Origin of the sequence: Tsuneonella aeria (assembly GCF_009827495.1) — a bacterium.
Classification (GTDB): domain Bacteria; phylum Pseudomonadota; class Alphaproteobacteria; order Sphingomonadales; family Sphingomonadaceae; genus Tsuneonella; species Tsuneonella aeria.
Map to the genome: position 1 here is coordinate 199,114 of NZ_WTZA01000001.1, position 19,248 is coordinate 218,361.

Consider the following 19,248-nt stretch of genomic DNA (forward strand, 5'->3'; position numbering starts at 1 on the left):
CGCGCTTGGCCCTTGTGGCGGCAAGAGCAGGCTCTAGATTGGCCGGGTATGCCCACACCGCCCGTCACCGAGCTCAGCAGCCGCGCGCGCGATATCTTCCGGCTTGTCGTGGAAGGTTATCTCGAAAGCGGACAGCCGGTGGGATCGAAGACGCTGTCGGGCGACGCCGGGCTGAACCTGTCGCCAGCGTCGATCCGGTCCGTCCTTGCGGAGCTGGAGGCGCTGGGCCTGCTGGCGGCACCCCACACCAGCGCGGGCCGGATGCCGACGACCAGTGGCCTGCGCCTGTTCGTGGACGGCATGATGCAGGTCGCCGAACCGACCCGGCAGGAACGCCGGGCGATCGAACACCGTCTTGCTGCGCCCGGCCCCATAGAAGCGGCGCTGGAGGCGACGAGCGCGCTGCTGTCAGACATATCGGGCGCTGCCGGCATGGTCATGGTGCCGCGCCGGGAACCGCGGCTGGTGCAGCTTTCGCTGGTCCCACTCTCCGCAACGCGCGCGCTCGCGGTGCTGGTGGGGGAAGACGGCGGTATAGAAAACCGTGTCATCGATCTTGCTCATCACACCAGCCCATCCGCGCTGGAACAGGCGAGCAATTACGTCACCGCGCGGCTCGCCGGGCGGACCCTGGGTGAAGCCGCGGCGGCCATGCGGGCCGAGCTTGCTGCGGGCAAAACCCAGCTCGACGATGTCAGCCGCGACCTGGTGGAACGCGGGCTTGCCGTCTGGAGCGAAGACGCCGCGCGCCGCCCGGTCCTGATCGTCCGGGGGGCGGCGAACCTGCTGGACGAAACCGCGCTGGGCGATATCGAGCGTGTGCGCCAGCTGCTCGACGATCTCGAAAACAAGCAGACGGTCGCCGAACTGCTCGATTCGGCGCGCGACGCGGACGCGACCCGCATCTTCATCGGCAGCGAGAACCGCCTGTTCGCGCTCAGCGGATCGTCGGTGATCGCCTCCCCCTATCGCGATCGGCAGGGCCGGGTGGTGGGCGTGCTGGGCGTGATCGGACCGACGCGGTTGAATTATGCGCGGGTGGTCCCCATGGTGGATTTCACGGCCCGATCCCTGGGCAAACGCATCGGATGAGCGACAAAAAACCAATGATCGACGAAGACAAGCGAGCAGCCGACGACGCTGTGGCGAAGGAACTCGACGGTGTGCCGGCCGACATGATCGACGAGGCTGGCGACGCGGCGGACGCATCCGGCGAAAACCTGTCCGAGGCTTTGGCCATGATGAAGTCGGAACTCGACGCGGCGAAGCAGGAAGTGCTTTATGCCCGCGCCGAGACGGAGAACGTGCGCCGCCGGATGGAAAAGGACGCGGCCGACGCGCGCGCCTATGCCGCGACCGGCTTCGCCCGCGACGTGCTGTCGGTCAGCGACAACCTGTCCCGCGCGATCGAGGCTGTGCCTGCCGATTTGCAGGACGATGAACGCCTGAAGGGGCTCGTCGCGGGAATCGCGGCGACCCAGCGCGAGCTGGAGAAAGTCTTCGGCCAGCACGGCATCACCCGCGTCGCCTCGATCGGCCTGCCGCTCGATCCCAATCAGCATCAGGCGATGCTGGAGGTTCCCTCGGACAGCCACGAGCCCGGCACCGTGGTGCAGGAAATGCAGAGCGGCTGGATGATCAAGGACCGCCTGCTGCGGCCGGCGATGGTGGCGGTGGCGAAGAAGCCTTGACCGTTGCCTTGATGGCGCTTTTCGGCGGCGAAGCGGGCTGTTAATCGAAGACCGTTGGGCTGAACTCTTTAGCCACGGCTTTCAGATCAGCTTCGCATTGTCTGAGGTCCGCGAGCGTAAGTAATAATCCCTGCCGTCCGAGCCGAGCCTGGTTCTGGACGTTAGAGAACATCGCCTTCGGACTGTTCTCTACGTCCAGGATTTCCATCTGACTATGGATTACATCGCACCGGATTCGCTGGAACTTCCGTAGCGTCTGAAGTTGCTCGTCCACGCGCTTTTTCGCCATCTTCGAATACTGTGGACTCGCAGGAACCTTTGCAATCGCTTCAATATTCTGGCTCATCAATTGATTCTGTGTGAGCCTCATCGCGCGCATTCGTCCCCGCAGCGCAAGATCGGCGGCATTGTAGGCGTCAATAAGAAGACTTCGCGCCACGTGCATTTCAAGGACGACGTCAGGAGTGGTTGCACTCATTGAACTTAGGTAGCGCGAAATCCCGGCCGTAATCTAAAGCACACTGCCGGGGCTCCAATGGGACGCGTACCCTCTTGAACGCATTCTGTCCGGCGGGTCGCGGCACTTATTCCTTGGGCCTGCCCGCGTGCTCAGGCCCCCGCAAACCGCACCAGCATATCGTATGCGCGCGGATCCGCGACGCCCGCGACCTGCACGCCGTTCCGCAGCCAGAAAGCGTGTTTCACGATCTGGGCCTGTTGCTCGATCCCGTATCGTTCGAGGCTCCAGCCCGGCTTGAGGCTGTAATCGTAGCGGCAGAACGGGTGGCGGTGGAGCAGCAGGTACCATTCGCCGCGCGCCTGTGTCTGCCACACGTGCGTCATCTCGTGGATGAACAATCCTTGCGCGATCGGGCCGGCTCGGGCGAAGTCGTCGCAATATCCCTGTCCATGGGGATGGAAATGCAGGTGGCCGCGCGGCGCCATCGTGACGGCGCGCGGCTGGAAGGGAAAGAACTTGCGCCGGCGAATGGTCACCTGGTCGTAATCGATCGCGGTTCCGAAGACGCCGCGCGCAAGGGCGATTTCGCCTTCGGTCAGCCGCCGCTCTCCGCCGACCGGGCAGGCCGGCGCGAGCTGTCCCTCCTGCGTCTCGATTCCGAGCGTATCGATCCGTTCCGTCAGCGTTCGTCCCCGGCGGCACGGATTTCGACGGGGAAGGTATGACGCGCGCCGCCCGATACGATGACCGTCGCTTCGGTGGTTCCGCCCGGCTTCAGCGACGCATCCGGCTCCATCGCCATCATGTGCTTGCCGCCTGGTTCGAAGGTGACCCTGGTCCCTTTCTGCAGCGGAACGGGCAGCATTTCCATCATCTGCACCTTGAAGTCGTATTCCCCGTAATCGTGGAACATCGCGCTCTTCGCGCCTTTCACTTCTGCCCGGTTGAGGGCCAGGCTCCGGTCGCCGTCATAGGCGAGATCGAAGTAGATCGCCGCCGGATTGCCGCTGACCGGGGCAAGCACCATCCGCGCGTTGGAGATCGTCATGCCGGGTATGGTATTTTCCGGGGCGGCCGGCGCCTCGGCAGGCGTTTCGCCGCAGCCCGAAAGCGGCAGGGCGGCAGCGGCGAGGGCGAATGCGAATAGCGACCGGTTCATGCGATTTTTCCCCTGGTTGTCCTGCTGTGGGCGTAGCGCGCCAGATATCTTGTGCCAAGCCAAAGCACACCTATATCGCCACTCGCAAACCGAGCCGCCGAAGTGCCTTGCCGCAGAATGCGGGAGGCCGGCAGGCGGTGTCCAACAATCGGCCTGCAACGGGCTCAAGTGAATAGGGAAGACATGGCCAAAGTTATCGGTATCGACCTCGGCACCACCAATTCCTGTGTTGCCGTCATGGACGGGGGCAAGCCCAAGGTCATAGAGAATTCCGAAGGCGCGCGCACCACGCCCTCGATCGTCGCATTCACCAAGGATGGCGAGCGGCTGATCGGGCAGCCGGCCAAGCGCCAGGCGGTGACGAACGGCGACAACACGATTTTCGCGGTCAAGCGCCTCATCGGCCGCCGCTTCGACGATCCGGTGACGAAGAAGGACACCGAACTCGTCCCCTATGACATCGTCAAGGGCAAGAACGGCGACGCCTGGGTGCGCGCCGGCGGCGAAGACTATTCGCCCAGCCAGATCAGTGCCTTCATCCTGCAGAAGATGAAGGAAACCGCGGAAAGCTATCTCGGCGAGAACGTGACCCAGGCGGTCATCACAGTGCCGGCATACTTCAACGACGCGCAGCGCCAGGCGACCAAGGACGCCGGCCAGATCGCCGGCCTCGAAGTGCTGCGCATCATCAACGAACCGACCGCGGCGGCGCTCGCCTACGGGCTCGACAAGGAAGACGGCAAGACCATCGCCGTCTATGACCTTGGCGGCGGCACCTTCGACGTCTCGATCCTGGAAATCGGCGACGGCGTGTTCGAGGTGAAGAGCACCAACGGCGACACCTTCCTGGGCGGCGAGGATTTCGACGCCGCGATCGTCGAGCACCTGGCGGCCAAGTTCAAGTCCAAGGAAAACATGGACCTGAAGACCGACAAGCTCGCCCTCCAGCGGCTGAAGGAAGCGGCCGAGAAGGCGAAGATCGAGCTGTCGAGCGCGCAGACGACCGAGATCAACCTGCCCTTCATCACCGCCCGCATGGAAGGTGGCAGCACCACCCCGCTGCACCTGGTGGAAACCATCAGCCGGTCGGAGCTGGAAAAGCTGGTAGGCGGCCTGATCGAACGCACCAAGGAACCGATGAAGAAGGCCCTGGCCGATGCCGGCCTCAAGGCTTCCGATATCGACGACGTTGTGCTGGTCGGCGGCATGACCCGCATGCCCCGCGTGCGCGAAGTGGTGAAGGAGTTCTTCGGCAAGGAACCGCACACCGGCGTGAACCCGGATGAAGTCGTGGCCATGGGTGCCGCGATCCAGGCCGGCGTGCTGCAAGGCGACGTCAAGGACGTGCTGCTGCTCGACGTGACGCCGCTTTCGCTCGGCATCGAAACGCTGGGCGGCATCATGACCCGCATGATCGACCGCAACACGACGATCCCCACGAAGAAGAGCCAGACCTATTCGACCGCGGAGGACAACCAGAACGCGGTGACGATCCGGGTCTTCCAGGGCGAACGCGAAATGGCGGGCGACAACAAGCTGCTCGGCCAGTTTGACCTCGTCGGGATTCCCCCCGCGCCGCGCGGGGTGCCGCAGATCGAGGTCACGTTCGACATCGACGCCAACGGCATCGTCAACGTCAGCGCCAAGGACAAGGGCACGGGCAAGGAACAGCAGATCCGCATCCAGGCCTCCGGCGGTCTCAGCGACAGCGACATCGACCAGATGGTCAAGGATGCCGAGAAGTTCGCGGATGAAGACAAGAAGCGCCGCGCCTCGGCCGAAGCGCGCAACCAGGCCGACAGCCTAGTGCACGCGACCGAAAAGCAGCTCGAAGAGCATGGCGACAAGATCGACGCCGGGCTGAAGAGTGAAGTCGAGGCCGCGATTGCCGAGGCCAAGACAGCGCTCGAAAGCGACGATGTCGATGCCATCAACACCAAGTCGCAGGCGCTGACAGAGGTCGCGATGAAGATGGGCCAGGCGATCTACAGCCAGGAACAGGCTTCGGCAGCGTCCGCGGACGAGGCTCCGGCCGGCGAGGCAAAGGCTGACGACGACGTCGTCGATGCCGAGTTCTCCGAAGTCGACGAAGACAACAAGGGCTGATCAGCCTGATGAACAGCCAGCCCGCCACCGGTGCCCCGCGCATCGGTGGCGGCTGAGCATGCGGCCGGGATCGTCATGTCCACCACCGAAATCGATTTCTACCAGGTGCTCGGCGTAAGCCGCGATGCCGATGGCGCGACGATCAAGTCCGCCTATCGCCGGCTTGCCATGCAATACCATCCGGACCGCAATGCCGGGTGCAAGGAGAACGAGGACAAGTTCAAGGCCGTGTCCGCGGCCTACGAATGCCTGAAGGATCCGCAGAAGCGCGCCGCGTACGACCGGTTCGGCCATGCCGCGTTCCAGCAGGGCATGGGCGGTGGCCAACCGGGCGCCGACTTCGGCGACATCGGCGACATATTCGAAACGATCTTCGGCAGCGCGTTCGGCGGCGGCGGACGCGGTCCGGCACGGCGCGGCGCGGACTTGCGCTACGACATGGAGATCACGCTCGACGCGGCATTCCATGGGGAACACCGCGAGATCTCCATCGAAGTCAGCCAATCGTGCGACACCTGCCACGGGTCCGGCGCCACGCCGGGAACCGACGTGCGACGCTGCAACTTGTGCGGCGGCCACGGCAAGGTGCGGGCCAAGCAGGGGTTCTTCGTGGTCGAGCGGCCGTGCCCGAGCTGTCACGGGCGGGGCGAAGTCGTCGAGGAGCCGTGCCGGTCATGCAGCGGCGAAGGCCGCGTGGACCGGCCGCAGGTGCTGGACGTCGAAATCCCGCCGGGGGTCGATACCGGCACCCGCATCCGCCTGTCCGGCAAAGGGGAAGCGGGCCCGCGCGGCGCGCCCCCGGGCGACCTGTACATATTCGTCCACGTGCGTCCGCACCCGGTGTTCGAACGCGAAGGCACCACGCTGGCCACGCGCGTCCCGATCAGCTTCACGATGGCGGCGCTGGGCGACACGATCGAGATCCCCGATCTTGGCGGCGAGAGTCATTCGGTGTCGATCCCGGCCGGCATCCAGTCGGGCAAGCAGCTCCGCGTGCGCGGTGGCGGCATGCCCGTGCTTCAGGGTCGCGGGCGCGGGGACCTTGTGGTCGAGATCGTCGTGGAAACGCCGACCAGGCTCAGCCGCGCGCAGCGCGACCTGCTGCAGCAATTTCGCGACACGGAGACCGGGGACGAGTGCCCGGAGAGCCGCGGATTCTTCAACAAGTTGAAGAGCGCATTCGGCGGTTAGGGAACGTTTCGTCGGCTGGCGCGGCCGTCACTTTCCCAGAATCTCCTGCCGGATGCCGTCGACCAGCGAACCATCCGCCGTCAGCCGCCCGTCCTCTTCCTCGAGGATCGCGAGGAAGGCGCGGCGCTTGAAGGCGGCAAGGGCGCCTTCGTCGAATCCTTCGACGGTGGAGGCTACCAGGTCGATCATCCGTTCTGCGCCGTGCAGCCGGCCCCACAGATAGTCGTTCTCGCGATAGGCGCGGCTGAAGAAGGCGCCGAAGTTGTAGAATTCGGTCCCCCGCAGCGTCGCGCTGGTCCCGCCCGCGCGGATGGAGCGCGCGTCTTCCGGGCTGATCCGGTCGACTTTCACCGCGTCGAACTCCGTCAGCCCTTCGTTCTGCACCAGCGGCAGCGTCGCCGCGTCGTAGAACGGGAAGCCGAGGTAGGCGAGCAGCACCCGCCGGCGGAGCCCGCGCGGCATCGCCTCCAGCGCCTCGGCCAGCATCCGTTCTGCCTCCACATCGACTTCGGGAAGCAGGCGCCGCTCGGCCAGCGCATCGAGCACGGCGCCCGGGTCTTCCATTACGCGGCCGGCCATGACGGCGAAGTCATCACCCAGCCGGGCACCGCTTTCCTCGTCGAAGTAGAGCGCGAGGATCGCGTAGATCGCCTCGCGCGCATCGTCGAGCGCGTGATCGGGGATATCGGGATCGGCCTCCCATTCGCGCGAAAGACGCCGGGCGATCAGCCGAAGGCGGCGCACGCGAAAGGCAAGGTCGTGGGCACGCAGGAACGCCACGGCGTCATCGCTCAGGCCACCATTGCTTCCCGCCAGCGAGAACAGTCCGCGATCGTCGAGTTCCCGCCGGAGCCGCAGGGCAACAGGGGCCGGCCCCTGCGCCATCAACCCCGGCGCGGAATCGGCCACGATCCGCGCGAGCGTGTCGACGATGCCTGCGACCTTCGCCTGTGCGTAGGGTTGAAAGGCATAACCGGCGCTGCTGGCCGCGGCTTCTTGCGCCTTGCGCCGCCAGTTCGCCAGCCGGCGCGGGGTCGGCTTGTCGAGGAACAGGGTGAGGCCGAACAGCTTCTCGACCGTCGCCTCGACCTCCGGCCGCAACGCCGCGACGATGCGCGCCAGACGCACTGCGTCGTGGGACTGGCGCTCCAGCGCGTCGAGGTTGTCGCGAATGGGCTGTTCGCGCGGAATGCTCGACAGAGAGCCGACAATCGCCTCGAAGAAGCCGACGGGCTGGCTGCGCGCATGGTCCGCGCTGCCGAACCGGTCAGGCCGGGGGTCGATATAGACGAACCGCCGGTCCACCTCCCGCTGCGCCGGGCGCGCGGGCAGCGCGGCGCGGGCAGCCGCGAACGGCGCGTTGATGAGAACCGATCCATCGATCAGCGAGACATGCTCGGCCCCGCCCTGGCGCATGTGCACCGGCATGATCCGTTCCAGGAACGTCGTGCGGCCGCTCCATGGCCGGCCGCTTTCCGCCGCCAGCTGGTCGATCTCGGCGAGGCGCAGGGGCGGGAATGCACCCGGGAAGCTGGCGGTGGCACGTGCGGCCAGCGTCAGCTCCAGCGGTTCGGCCAGGCTCTCGCCGCCATGGGGCGGGGCCTTGCTGCGGAAGGTGATCGGCAGGCGGTGCTCGCTCTCCTCCACGGTCGGCGGGCTGTTGAGCCGCAGCAGCGAAAGGTAACCGCGAAAGTCCGTCGCGGTCACCATCAGGTCGAGCGGATGGCCCGCCGGCAACAGCGGCGCCTCCGCCGATCCCCGGCCCACCGCTTGCAGCGCGTCGAGCAGGAGCCGCGCAAACCCCACGCCGGAAAACGGCGGTTCGAACCAGCGCCCGCGCACGAGGTGGGACACCTTGCTGCGGACTTCGGCGCGGGTTTCTGGCGCGACGCTTTCGCTGACGACGTTGCCTGGCCGGCGCAGCAGCCACCACACCAGCGGCATGGCCCATAGCTTCGCCGCCCGGGACCATGGGCGCGCGCGGGGATCGAGCAGCCGGTCGACGTCGGCGTTGGCCAGCCACAGTTCCGTGAGCGGCTCCAGGCTGTGCCCGGAATGGATTGCCTGGGCCAGGAACACCGCATTGATGCCGCCCGCGCTGGCCCCGGTGACGATATCGGGCAGCACGCGCAGGCGCAGGTCATGATGCGCGTGAATATGCGCCAGAACATCGTGATAAACGTCGCGCACGCCGCCAGTTCGCGCGCCGGTGCTGTGAAAGTCGCGGCTGGCGCGGGCGAGGTGCCAGACCTCCTTGGTCACCCCGTGCATGTACACCGCCAGGCTCACGCCGCCGTAGCAGACCAGGGCGATGCGAAGTTCCTTCTGACGCATGGCTGCGTGTGTGGCAGCTTGATCGTTCCATTGCCACCCGCCGAATTGCGGCTTGCCGCGCGCGATTGTTCCACTAATGTTCCGTCACGATCATGGAGGTGGGTATGCTGGCTGGAAGTTGCTGCTGCGGCACGGTTCGTTTCGAAGTTTCCCAGTCTCCCACCATGATGGGGACGTGCCATTGCACCCGCTGCCGCAAGGTGGGCGCCAGCACCTTCGTGTTTGTCGATCGGGCCGCGTTCGAACTGGTCGCGGGGCAGCCTGCGCTTGCGACGTACCAGCCGGAAGACGGGTACAAGTACGCGCGGGACTTCTGCAGCCGCTGCGGGACCGCGCTTGGCGAAATCAGCGGCGATGGGGACAGTTTCCCCATACCGGCGAACTGCTTCGACGATCCGCTTGATCTGGCGGTCAAGTTCCACGAATTCGTGGCCGAGAAACCGGGATGGCTGCCGATCTGCGACGACGCGCGCCAATTCGCGGGCCATCCCCACAAGGATTGAAATCGATGGTGAAGACCAAGCGCCGCTACGTCTGCCAGGCCTGCGGTTCGGTCTCGAGCCGCTGGCAGGGACAGTGCGCCGATTGCGCCGAATGGAACACGCTGGCCGAGGACGCGCCGGCGACCGTGTTTTCGATGAGGCACGACTTGTCGAGCGGGGGCCGGGCGATCGCGTTCGAAGCGCTGGATGCACCGTCGGAGCCACTGGTGCGCCTGCCGACCGGTCTCGCGGAATTCGACCGCGCGCTGGGCGGGGGCCTGGTCCCGGGCAGTGCCGTGCTGATGGGCGGCGACCCTGGCATCGGCAAGTCCACGCTCCTGCTCCAGTCCGCCGGCGCTGTGGCGAAGCGGGGCCTCGGCGTTGTGTACGTCAGTGGCGAGGAAGCGGCCGGTCAGGTGCGGATGCGCGCCGGACGGCTGGGCCTTTCCGACGCGCCCATCCGCCTCGCGTCTGCCACCGGGGTGCGCGATATCATCACCACGCTGTCGCAAGGCCAGCCCCCCGCGTTGCTGGTCATCGATTCCATCCAGACCATGCATTCCGACACCATCGAAGGCGCGCCGGGAACCGTCAGCCAGGTGCGCGGATGCGCGTTCGAGCTGATCCGTTACGCCAAGGAAAACGGCGTGGCTCTGGTGCTGGTGGGGCACGTCACCAAGGACGGCACCATCGCCGGCCCCCGCGTGCTGGAACACATGGTCGATGTGGTGATGAGCTTCGAAGGGGAGCGCAGCCACCAGTACCGCATATTGCGCGCGCTCAAGAACCGTTTCGGCGCGGTGGACGAGATCGGCGTGTTCGCCATGGAGGGCGCCGGGCTGGCCGAAGTGGGCAACCCTTCGCTCCTGTTCCTTTCAGGCCGGACCGAGCCTCTGGCGGGCAGCGCGGTGTTTCCCGCGCTGGAGGGGACGCGTCCCGTGCTGGTGGAAATCCAGGCGCTGATCGTGCGGCTGCAATCGGGCGCCACGCCGCGCCGCGCGGTGGTGGGGTGGGATTCGGGCCGCCTCGCGATGCTGCTTGCGGTGCTGGAATCGCGCTGCGGGCTGAATTTTTCCTCGGCCGAAGTTTATCTCAACGTGGCCGGCGGATACCGTCTTTCCGACCCGGCTGCCGATGTCGCCGTTGCGGCGGCGCTGGTTTCCGCGCTGGCGGACAAGCCGCTGGAAACGCACGCGGTATGGTTCGGCGAAGTGTCGCTGGCAGGCGAAATCCGGCAGGTCGCGCACGCGGGGCTGCGCCTGCGCGAAGCGGCGAAGCTTGGATTTGCTTCGGGCTACGGCCCCGCCGAGGTGGACACTGGTTCATCCGGACTTAACTATCGCGGGCTAGGCCGGCTCTCCAATCTCGTTGACCAGGTTGTGGCTCAGGCATAATTGCACGCAAGATCGCATGACGGGCTTCGACATCATCGTACTCATTGTCGTCGGGATAGCGGCGGCCGGCGGTTTCATGCGCGGCTTCGTGCAGGAAGCGCTGTCGCTGGCGGCATGGGCCCTGGCGATCCTTGCCATCCATTACTTGCACACGCCGCTCTACGACTGGCTGGTCGGGCAGATCGGCAATCCAACCGGCGCGGCGATCCTCGCGTTCGCGCTGCTTTTGCTCATCCCCTATGCCGGCATGAAGCTGATCGCGGGGCGCCTGGGGGAAACGACACGGACATCGCTGCTCGGCCCGATCGACCGGGTGCTGGGCTTCGGCCTCGGCGCGATCAAGGGCGCCGTCGTGGTGACATGCGGCTTTGCCCTGCTGGTGCTGGGATACGATGCGGCATGGGGTATCGGCGGCCGGCCCGACTGGATCACCCAGGCGCGGACCTACACGCTCGTCAACGCCAGCGCCGATGCGCTGGTGCAGATGATCGAGGAGCGGAATTCGGCGGCCGAATCGCAGGATGCGGCCATCCGTGACTTCGGCCCATGACGGCCGGCGCCGGCGGAGCGCTCTATACCCCTGAATTGCTGGCGCTGGCGGTCTCCTTGGGAAAGGTGCCGCTGCGCACCGACCTGCCGCTGCGCGGTGACGCACGCTCGGCCACGTGCGGCAGCACGGTCACGGTCGGCTGTGCAGTGGATGGGGACGGCCGGATAGAGCACGTCGGCGTGCAGGCGGCTTCCTGCGCGGTCGGCCAGGCGGCGACGGCGCTGTTCGTCCAGGGCGCGATGGGCCTGGACCGTGCGGCGATCGCAGGGGCTCGGGATGAACTGGCCGCATGGCTGGCCGGGACCGGACCCGCGCCGCGGTGGCCGGGCATCGACGCGCTGGACCGGGCGCGCGCCTATCCCGCCCGTCACGGTGCGATAATGCTGGCGTGGAATGCCGCTCTCGCCGCGCTTCCAAAGGACCAGGTGGATCGCTAGTGGAAGCGGCTCAAGGGCAGGGGAGCCGGGCCGTCATGAACGCCACCACGATCGAAGGGGATGTGCCGCACGCCCCTAGCGCGAGCGACATCCGCCTGGTCATCGCCGCATCGTCCGCCGGCACGATCTTCGAATGGTATGATTTCTTCATCTACGGCACGCTCGCCGCGCTGATCGGCCAGGCGTTCTTTCCCGCTGGGAACGAAACGCTCCAGATATTGCTGGTATGGGCCGGCTTCGCCGTCGGCTTCGGCTTCCGGCCTTTGGGGGCGATCCTGTTCGGCTACCTCGGTGACCGGCTGGGCCGCAAGTACACGTTCCTCGTCACCGTGACGCTGATGGGCGTGGCGACCGCGGGCGTGGGCCTGGTGCCCAGTGCCGCGACCATCGGCCTCGCGGCCCCGGCCATCGTGATCCTGTTCCGGATCATGCAGGGCCTGGCGCTGGGCGGAGAATACGGCGGGGCAGCGGTCTACGTGGCGGAACACGCACCGCCCGAAAAGCGCGGTTTCTATACCAGCTTCATCCAGGCCAGCGTGGTCGGCGGCTTCGTGTTGTCGATCCTGGTCGTACTCGTTTGCCGCGCGGTCATTCCCGCCGCCGAGTTCGAGGCATGGGGCTGGCGCGTTCCCTTTCTCCTCAGCCTGATCCTGCTCGCGATCAGCTTGTGGATGCGGCTCAAGCTGTCGGAAAGCCCGGTGTTCAAGGCGATGAAGGAATCGGGGGAAATGGCGCGCAATCCCTTCGTCGAAAGCTTTACCTACCCCGGCAACAAGAAGCGCATATTCGTCGCCCTTTTCGGCATCACCGGCGTGCTCACGACGATCTGGTACACCGCGTTCTTTTCGGGGATGAGCTTCCTGCGCGGGCCGATGCGGGTCGAACCGGGCATTGTCGAATGGGTCATGCTGGCCGCAGGCGTGATCTCGATGGGGCTCTACCTGGTGGTGGGCAAGTGGTCAGACCGGGTGGGCCGCAAGCGCCCGATCATCATCGGCGCGGCCGCGACTCTGGCCCTGATGTTCCCGATCTTCTGGGGCATCGGCGCGCTCGCCAATCCGGGCCTGGGGGCGAGCGCCCAGGCGGCACCGGTAGTCGTGCACGGGACGGACTGCACGTACGATCCCTTCGCCAGCAGGCAGGCGTCCGCGTGCGGGCGAATGCTCGCCGACCTGACGGCGCTCGGCATACATTACGAGGTCGATGCACGGCCGTGCGCGCCGACGGCGGAGTGCGCGGCGAATGCGATCACCGTCGGCGAACGGCTGCACGTCTATTCCGGGATGGAGGACGACGCGCGCAAGGCCGCGCTGCAAGGCTGGCTGGAACAGGCGGGATATGATTTCACGCCTCAGTCGCCGCCCCTGGGTGCCCTCGTCGGCATTGTCGCACTGCTGAGCGCGATGGGGCTGCTCTCGGCCTTGACCTACGGTTCGGTCGCGGCGCTGCTGGCCGAGATGTTTCCGCCGCAGATCCGCTACAGCTCGATGTCCATCCCGTACCATATCGGCGCCGGATACCTTGGCGGCTTTCTGCCGCTGATCGCTGCCTACATCGTGGCGACGACGGGAGATCCCTACGCCGGGTTGTGGTACACTTGGGTGGCCGTGGCGTTCGGCCTGGCGGTGGCATGGTGGGGCCTTGACGGCGGTCCCCCGCGCGATTTCATCATCCAGTCGGCCGAAGCCCCGCCCGTATCGCCGGCGCGCCCGTGACCGACTTGCCGCCGCCGACCCTGCGGCTCGATCTCGATACGGCGGCGCTTGCGGGCAACTGGCGCGCGCTCGATCGGCTTTCCGGCGCGGCCACGGCGGGCGCTGCCGTGAAGGCAGACGCATATGGCCTGGGGGTGGATCGTACGGTGCCCGTTCTGGCCGCTGCGGGCGCCCGCGATTTCTTCGTCGCGCACTGGAGCGAAGTGCCCGCAGTCATCGCGCATGTCCCCGCCACGCAGGTATCCGTGTTGCATGGGCCGGCGAGCGAGGCGGACTGCGCATTTGCCCGGTCGACCGGCGTACGTCCCGTGCTGAACAGCGCGGAACAGGTGGCGCGATGGCGAAACACCGGCGGCGGTGCGTGCGACGTGATGATCGACACCGGCATCAACCGCCTGGGCCTGCCGCATGGCGCCGCGGCCCTGGATGCGCTCGACGGCCTGGCGATCGACACGCTGCTCTCCCACCTCGCATCGGCCGACGAGGATTCAGCGCAGAACACCCGGCAACTCGAACGCTTCCGCGAAGCCTGCGCTCGCATCCCGGCGCGGCGCCGCAGCCTGGCTAACAGCGCGGGTATCGCGCTCGGCGCCGCTTACGCATTCGACCTCACGCGGCCCGGCCTCGCGCTCTACGGCGGAATCCCGCGCGCCGATATGGCGGCCGTCATCCGCCAGGTGGCCTATCCGCGCACGTCGATCCTGCAGGTCCGCCGCCTGGAGCCGGGCGACGCCGTTGGCTATAACGCCACGTTCGTCGCCGACGCACCCATCCGCGCTGGCGTCGTCTCGCTTGGATATGCAGACGGCTTCCTGCGGTGCTGGGGCGCAAGGGGCGCGCTGGCGAACGAAGAGCGCCGCCTGCCGCTGCTCGGCAAGGTGTCGATGGACATGGTCATCGTGGACCTGTCGAACGCTCCCGAACTGCGCGAAGGCGACTGGCTGGACGTGCCCTACGCGCTGCCGGAGGCAGAGGCAGCGAGCGGCCTTTCGCAATACGAACTGCTCACCAGCCTCGGCCGCAGGTTTCGCCGCTGATTTTGCTGCGCACAAAAATCCGCAGCATTTATTGCGCTGCAATAACTGCGAATGCTAAGTCCGGGCCGAAGGCAGCAGAGCGGGAAGCATGGAATGGCAAGGCGGACGGAAAGCTCCGACGGCGTGACGATCATCAAGAAGTACGCCAACCGGCGGCTCTATAACACGGCGTCTTCCAGCTACATCACGCTCGACGATCTTGCGAAGATGACGCGCGACGGGGTGGAGTTCCGGGTCCTCGACGCCAAGACGGGCGAGGAAATCACCCATTCCATCCTTACCCAGATCATCATGGAAGAAGAAGCGAGCGGGGAGCAGATGCTGCCGGTCAGCTTTTTGCGCCAGCTCATTTCGATGTACGGCAATTCGATGCAGGCGATGATGCCGGGCTACCTCGACGCGATGATGGCAAACTTCCGCGACAACCAGACGAAGTTGCAGGATGCATTCCAAGGGGGGGGCGGGGCCAATCCGCTGGCCCGCATTGCCGAAACGAACCTTGCCATGATGCGCGCGGCCACCGAAGCGCTCGTGCCGCGCCGGGGGGATGCAGCGGGAACAGCCTCCACCGCGAAACCGGTTGAGCCCGAAGCGCCCGCTGGAGACGATGGCCGCGACGAACTGGCCGAACTGCGCGCGCAGATGGCCGCCATGCAGAAAAAGCTCGACGCGCTTGGCAAATGATCGGCCCGGCCGGTAGGGCGCGCGCCGCGACAAAAATAGACGACAACCGAAAGACCGATTCCAGTGTCCCAGATTCGCCATGCCTTGTCGGTCAAACGCGCCGACGACTTCGCCCAATGGTACCAGGAGGTGATCTCCGCCGCGGACATGGCCGAGGAATCGGGCGTGCGCGGATGCATGGTCATCAAGCCATGGGGTTACGGCATCTGGGAACGGATCCAGCGCCTGCTTGACGACCGGATCAAGGCGGCGGGACACGACAACGCCTATTTCCCCCTGTTCATCCCCTTGCGGAATTTCGAACGCGAGGCGGAACATGTCGAAGGCTTCGCCAAGGAGATGGCGGTCGTCACCCATCACCGCCTGATCGCGGATGGCAATGGCGGGCTGGTGCCGGATCCCGATGCCAGGCTGGAAGAACCGCTGGTCGTGCGCCCGACATCGGAAACCATCATCGGCGATGCCATGGCGCGCTGGGTGCAGTCCTGGCGGGACCTGCCACTCAAGCTCAACCAGTGGGCCAACGTCGTGCGCTGGGAGATGCGCACGCGGATGTTCCTGCGCACCAGCGAATTCCTCTGGCAGGAAGGGCACACGGCGCACGAAACTGCCGAACAGGCGCGAGAGCACACGCTCCGCATGCTGGAAGTCTATCGCGCCTGCGCGGAAGACGATCTTGCGCTGCCTGTGATCGCTGGCGAGAAGCCCGAGAACGAACGCTTCCCCGGCGCTGTCGAGACCTGGTCGATCGAGGCGATGATGCAGGATGGCAAGGCGCTTCAGGCCGGCACCAGCCACTACCTGGGCACCAATTTCGCAAAGGCCAGCGGAATCCGCTTCCAGAATCGCGAGGGTACGCAGCAGCTGGCGCACACCACCAGCTGGGGCGTCTCCACGCGCATGATCGGCGGCGTGATCATGGTGCACGGCGATGACGACGGGCTGAAAGTGCCGCCCGCCATCGCCCCGTGGCAGGTCGTGATCGTGCCCATGTTGCGCGAAGACGACGGCGACGCCGCGCTGCTGGCGTATTGCGATGATCTGCGCGCCCGGCTCGTCGCCTCGCGCGCGCTGGGCGAACCCGTCCGCGCCCTGCTGGACGACAAGCCGGGGAAAGCGGCTGCCAAAAGGTGGGACTGGGTCCGCAAGGGCGCGCCGCTGATCGTGGAGGTCGGCCCCCGCGACATGGCGGACGGCAAGGTCAGCCTGCTGCGCCGCGATGCGCTGTGGGCCGATAACGGCAAGCCGGCATTCGAGGCACCGTCCGTGGACGAGGTCGTCTCGTCGATCCCGGGAATGCTCGAAACGATGCAGTCCTCGCTGCTGGCCCATGCCGCGGCGGAGCGCGATGCCCGGATCACCCGCGGTGTTGCCGACTGGTCCCAGGTCGAAGCGGCATTTGCCGACGGCGTGAAGAACCCCGGCTGGATCGAGATTCAATGGTCGAAGCCAACCGGAGCCACGCTCGATGGGATCGTCGAACGTCTGAAGGCGCTGAAGCTGACGCTGCGCAATGTCCCGCAAGGCAGCGCGGCGGCGGACGGTACGTGCATCTTCACAGGCGACCCCGCCGTGGAAAGGGTCCTGGTCGCGCGCGCTTACTGACGGCTGGGCGCGTCAACGGTAGCTGAGGTTTCCCCGCGAGCCGTGCCGGGATCGGCGTTCGCGCCGCTCACCAAAGGCGAAGGGTGACAAGCCCCTGGGCGCGCCCCATATCTCCTCCCATGAATTCACGTCACCAGAACGGTATGCCCAGCCGGGCGCAGATCCTCGAATTTTTGCAGACCAGCGAATCGACTGCCGGCAAGCGGGAGATCGCCAAGGCCTTCGGCCTGAAGGGGCACGAGAAGATCGCGCTCAAGGCGCTGCTCAAGGACATGGCGGAAGAAGGTCTGATCGATGGCCGCAAGACCGCTTATCACCGCATGGGCGGCGTGCCGAAGGTCACAGTTCTGCGTGTCGCGGAGATCGAGGATGGGGAAGCCTATGCCATTCCCGACGCCTGGAGCCCGGACGACGCGACGCCGCCGCCGCGGCTGCGCGTGGTTGAAGGCAAGAAGGGGAAGAACGGCAATCGGCTCCCCGCACTGAAGGTTGGCGACCGCATCCTGGCCCGGACGGAGGAAACCGGGCGCGGATGGCGGGCGCATCCGATGAAGAAGCTGGCCGCCCGTACCGAGGGGTTGATGGGGGTGGTGGAGATCGACGGCGCGGGCAAGGGCTGGCTCGCCCCCGTGGACAAGCGGGTGCGCACGTCCTCGCCCATTGCCGACATGGGCGGGGCCGCAGAAGGGCAACTCGTGATTGCCGAACCCGCGGGCAAGTCGCCCCGCGCCGGGGTGAACGTGGTGGAGGTGATCGGCGACCCGCTGGCGCCCAAGGCATTCAGCCTGATCGCCATCGCCAAGCACGGCATCCCGCACGTGTTCCCCGACGCCGCGATAGAGGAAGCGGAACGGGCGGCCGCCTTGCCCCTTTCGGCCGATCACCGCGAGGACCTGCGCGCCGTGCCCATCGTCGCCATCGATCCTGCCGACGCGCGTGACCATGACGACGCGATCTGGGCGGAGCCTGACGGCAACGGCGGCTACCGCGCGATCGTCGCCATCGCCGACGTCAGCTTCTACGTCCGGCCGGGCGGCCAGCTCGACCGCGAGGCGCGCAAACGCGGCAATTCGGTCTACTTCCCCGACCGGGTCGTGCCGATGCTTCCCGAAGTGTTGAGCGCCGACGTCTGCAGCCTGAAGGAAGGCGTGGACCGCGCCGCGATGGCCTGCCACTTGCGCATTTCGCCCGAAGGCAAGGTGACGAGTTGGCGCTTTACCCGGGCGCTGGTACGCATCGCGCACAATATCGCGTATGAAGACGCGCAGGCCGCCATCGATGCGGGCGATGCGCCGGAACACCTGGCGAACCTGTGGGGGGCATGGGCGCTGCTCGCGGCCGCGCGCGCCGCGCGCGATCCGCTGGAGCTGGAGCTACCGGAGCGCCAGGTCCGGCTGGACGAGGAGGGGAAGATCTCCGAAATCCGCGTGCGTGAACGGCTGGATGCGCACCGCGTCGTGGAAGATTTCATGATCGCCGCCAACGTGGCCGCGGCCAAGGCGCTGGAGGCCAAGACCGCGCCGGTCGTCTATCGCGTGCACGAAGTTCCCGGGCGCGAGAAGCTCGTCGCACTGCGCGAATACATGAAAACGTTCGGCCACAGCCTCGCGCTGGGTCAGGTGGTGACGCCGGGCCTGTTCAACCGAATGCTGAAGGACATCGCTGACGAAAGCGAGAAGGCTCAGGTGATGGAGGCGGTGCTTCGCAGCCAGACACAGGCCTATTATGGGCCCGAGAACGCCGGGCACTTCGGTCTCGCGCTCGGCTCTTACGCGCATTTCACCTCGCCGATCCGCCGCTATGCCGACCTGCTGGTCCACCGCGCGCTGGTCGACGCCTACAAGCTGGAGCAGCCGGCACCGACGGGCGGCCTCCCCGACAGCAGCGGCCTCGCCGACCGCGACCGCGCCGATCTGTCCAAGGTGTCGGACGCCATCAGCAAGGCGGAGCGCCGGGCGATGGAAGCGGAGCGCGAGACGATCGACCGCTACGTCGCGGCATGGCTCGCCAGCCGGGTGGGCGAAGTGTTCGAAACCCGCATCACCGGGGTGCAGAGCTTCGGCTTCTTCGCCACCATCGTCGGCCTGGGCGGCGACGGGTTGGTGCCCGTCTCGACGCTGGGGCAGGAGTATTTCTCCTACGACGAAGGCGCGCAGCGGCTGGTCGGCGGCGACAGCGGCACGACCTATGCGCCGGGCGATCGGCTGGAACTGCGGCTGGCGGAGGCCAATCCCCTCACCGGGGCGCTGAAGTTCGAGCTGCCGGGCGGCGAAGGCCGGATCGAACCGCGCGGCGCGCGCCCGGCGCCCAAGGTGCGGGCGAAACCCGCCAGCGGCCCCATGCAGGGCAAGCGCGGCAGGCCGGGCAACATCCGCCACCAGGGCCGCAAGCGCTAGGCGCCGC

The 19,248-nt window shown here is 66.6% G+C and carries 17 protein-coding genes; 13 read left to right on the top strand and 4 right to left on the bottom strand.

Translation table 11 applies throughout. The annotated features are described in order from the left end of the window. Positions 1-48: 48 nt before the first annotated feature. A complete protein-coding gene (gene hrcA / locus GRI40_RS00965; protein ID WP_160609614.1) occupies positions 49-1,092 on the top strand; it encodes a heat-inducible transcriptional repressor HrcA in 1,044 nt (347 codons plus the stop codon). Beyond that, the gene (locus GRI40_RS00970; RefSeq protein WP_160609615.1) at positions 1,089-1,691 is read left to right on the top strand and encodes a nucleotide exchange factor GrpE; all 603 of its coding nucleotides are present in this window, start codon (positions 1,089-1,091) and stop codon (positions 1,689-1,691) included. The genes hrcA and GRI40_RS00970 overlap by 4 nt, the downstream gene beginning before the upstream one ends. Before the next feature lie 40 nt (positions 1,692-1,731). Here the strand turns inward: GRI40_RS00970 and GRI40_RS00975 are convergent, their stop codons facing one another. The 3 genes from GRI40_RS00975 to GRI40_RS00985 all read right to left on the bottom strand — a co-directional run bounded on the left by GRI40_RS00975 (position 1,732) and on the right by GRI40_RS00985 (position 3,310). Continuing rightward, entirely contained in the window at positions 1,732-2,169 is a 438-nt protein-coding gene (locus tag GRI40_RS00975; RefSeq protein WP_160609616.1) for a hypothetical protein, read from the bottom strand. Between the two features lie 131 nt (positions 2,170-2,300). After that, the gene (locus GRI40_RS00980; protein ID WP_160611296.1) at positions 2,301-2,807 is read right to left on the bottom strand and encodes a vgr related protein; all 507 of its coding nucleotides are present in this window, start codon (positions 2,805-2,807) and stop codon (positions 2,301-2,303) included. A 23-nt stretch (positions 2,808-2,830) separates the two neighbouring features. Continuing rightward, entirely contained in the window at positions 2,831-3,310 is a 480-nt protein-coding gene (locus GRI40_RS00985; RefSeq protein WP_160609617.1) for a copper chaperone PCu(A)C, read from the bottom strand. A gap of 183 nt (positions 3,311-3,493) precedes the next feature. On the opposite strand from GRI40_RS00985, the gene dnaK reads away from it, so the two are divergent. Beyond that, a complete protein-coding gene (gene dnaK, locus GRI40_RS00990; RefSeq protein WP_160609618.1) occupies positions 3,494-5,416 on the top strand; it encodes a molecular chaperone DnaK in 1,923 nt (640 codons plus the stop codon). A 75-nt stretch (positions 5,417-5,491) separates the two neighbouring features. Next, entirely contained in the window at positions 5,492-6,607 is a 1,116-nt protein-coding gene (gene dnaJ, locus GRI40_RS00995; protein WP_160609619.1) for a molecular chaperone DnaJ, read from the top strand. Between the two features lie 27 nt (positions 6,608-6,634). On the opposite strand, the gene GRI40_RS01000 is transcribed toward dnaJ, so the two are convergent. Then, positions 6,635-8,941, bottom strand: coding sequence for a patatin-like protein (locus GRI40_RS01000; protein WP_160609620.1), 2,307 nt, complete (start codon positions 8,939-8,941; stop codon positions 6,635-6,637). A gap of 104 nt (positions 8,942-9,045) precedes the next feature. Here GRI40_RS01000 and GRI40_RS01005 point away from each other — a divergent pair, with 104 nt between their 5' ends. From GRI40_RS01005 to GRI40_RS01045, 9 genes are all read left to right on the top strand, one after another. Further along, on the top strand, positions 9,046-9,444 hold the full coding sequence (locus GRI40_RS01005; protein ID WP_160609621.1) for a GFA family protein: 399 nt from the start codon (positions 9,046-9,048) through the stop codon (positions 9,442-9,444). Between the two features lie 5 nt (positions 9,445-9,449). Further along, a complete protein-coding gene (gene radA, locus GRI40_RS01010; RefSeq protein WP_160609622.1) occupies positions 9,450-10,817 on the top strand; it encodes a DNA repair protein RadA in 1,368 nt (455 codons plus the stop codon). Positions 10,818-10,833: 16 nt separating this feature from the next. Then, on the top strand, positions 10,834-11,367 hold the full coding sequence (locus tag GRI40_RS01015) for a CvpA family protein (protein WP_160609623.1): 534 nt from the start codon (positions 10,834-10,836) through the stop codon (positions 11,365-11,367). Continuing rightward, positions 11,364-11,804: an iron-sulfur cluster assembly scaffold protein gene (locus tag GRI40_RS01020; RefSeq protein WP_202390109.1), complete on the top strand. Its 441-nt coding sequence runs from the start codon at positions 11,364-11,366 to the stop codon at positions 11,802-11,804. The genes GRI40_RS01015 and GRI40_RS01020 overlap by 4 nt, the downstream gene beginning before the upstream one ends. A 35-nt stretch (positions 11,805-11,839) precedes the next feature. Then, a complete protein-coding gene (locus GRI40_RS01025; protein WP_160609624.1) occupies positions 11,840-13,519 on the top strand; it encodes an MFS transporter in 1,680 nt (559 codons plus the stop codon). Continuing rightward, positions 13,516-14,556 carry an alanine racemase gene (gene alr, locus GRI40_RS01030; protein ID WP_160609625.1) on the top strand — a complete coding sequence of 347 codons (1,041 nt, stop codon included), beginning with the start codon at positions 13,516-13,518 and terminating at the stop codon, positions 14,554-14,556. Before GRI40_RS01025 ends, alr begins: the two co-directional genes overlap by 4 nt. A 93-nt stretch (positions 14,557-14,649) precedes the next feature. Further along, complete coding sequence (gene phaR, locus GRI40_RS01035; protein WP_160609626.1) at positions 14,650-15,240, top strand: polyhydroxyalkanoate synthesis repressor PhaR; 591 nt, start codon at positions 14,650-14,652, stop codon at positions 15,238-15,240. A gap of 63 nt (positions 15,241-15,303) precedes the next feature. Further along, positions 15,304-16,845 (top strand): proline--tRNA ligase, encoded by a 1,542-nt coding sequence (gene proS / locus GRI40_RS01040; RefSeq protein ID WP_160609627.1) that lies wholly within the window; start codon positions 15,304-15,306, stop codon positions 16,843-16,845. A gap of 119 nt (positions 16,846-16,964) precedes the next feature. Next, on the top strand, positions 16,965-19,241 hold the full coding sequence (locus GRI40_RS01045; protein ID WP_237488968.1) for a ribonuclease R family protein: 2,277 nt from the start codon (positions 16,965-16,967) through the stop codon (positions 19,239-19,241). The last annotated feature ends 7 nt before the right edge of the window (positions 19,242-19,248 follow it).

Excerpts from the sequence above, each read along its gene's own strand:
- hrcA (WP_160609614.1), top strand. The coding sequence starts at position 49 with ATGCCCACACCGCCCGTCACCGAGCTCAGCAGCCGCGCGCGCGATATC.
- GRI40_RS00970 (WP_160609615.1), top strand. The coding sequence starts at position 1,089 with ATGAGCGACAAAAAACCAATGATCGACGAAGACAAGCGAGCAGCCGAC.
- GRI40_RS00975 (WP_160609616.1), bottom strand. The coding sequence starts at position 2,169 with ATGAGTGCAACCACTCCTGACGTCGTCCTTGAAATGCACGTGGCGCGA.
- GRI40_RS00985 (WP_160609617.1), bottom strand. The coding sequence starts at position 3,310 with ATGAACCGGTCGCTATTCGCATTCGCCCTCGCCGCTGCCGCCCTGCCG.
- dnaK (WP_160609618.1), top strand. The coding sequence starts at position 3,494 with ATGGCCAAAGTTATCGGTATCGACCTCGGCACCACCAATTCCTGTGTT.
- dnaJ (WP_160609619.1), top strand. The coding sequence starts at position 5,492 with ATGTCCACCACCGAAATCGATTTCTACCAGGTGCTCGGCGTAAGCCGC.
- GRI40_RS01000 (WP_160609620.1), bottom strand. The coding sequence starts at position 8,941 with ATGCGTCAGAAGGAACTTCGCATCGCCCTGGTCTGCTACGGCGGCGTG.
- GRI40_RS01005 (WP_160609621.1), top strand. The coding sequence starts at position 9,046 with ATGCTGGCTGGAAGTTGCTGCTGCGGCACGGTTCGTTTCGAAGTTTCC.
- radA (WP_160609622.1), top strand. The coding sequence starts at position 9,450 with ATGGTGAAGACCAAGCGCCGCTACGTCTGCCAGGCCTGCGGTTCGGTC.
- GRI40_RS01015 (WP_160609623.1), top strand. The coding sequence starts at position 10,834 with ATGACGGGCTTCGACATCATCGTACTCATTGTCGTCGGGATAGCGGCG.
- GRI40_RS01020 (WP_202390109.1), top strand. The coding sequence starts at position 11,364 with ATGACGGCCGGCGCCGGCGGAGCGCTCTATACCCCTGAATTGCTGGCG.
- GRI40_RS01025 (WP_160609624.1), top strand. The coding sequence starts at position 11,840 with ATGAACGCCACCACGATCGAAGGGGATGTGCCGCACGCCCCTAGCGCG.
- phaR (WP_160609626.1), top strand. The coding sequence starts at position 14,650 with ATGGCAAGGCGGACGGAAAGCTCCGACGGCGTGACGATCATCAAGAAG.
- GRI40_RS01045 (WP_237488968.1), top strand. The coding sequence starts at position 16,965 with ATGAATTCACGTCACCAGAACGGTATGCCCAGCCGGGCGCAGATCCTC.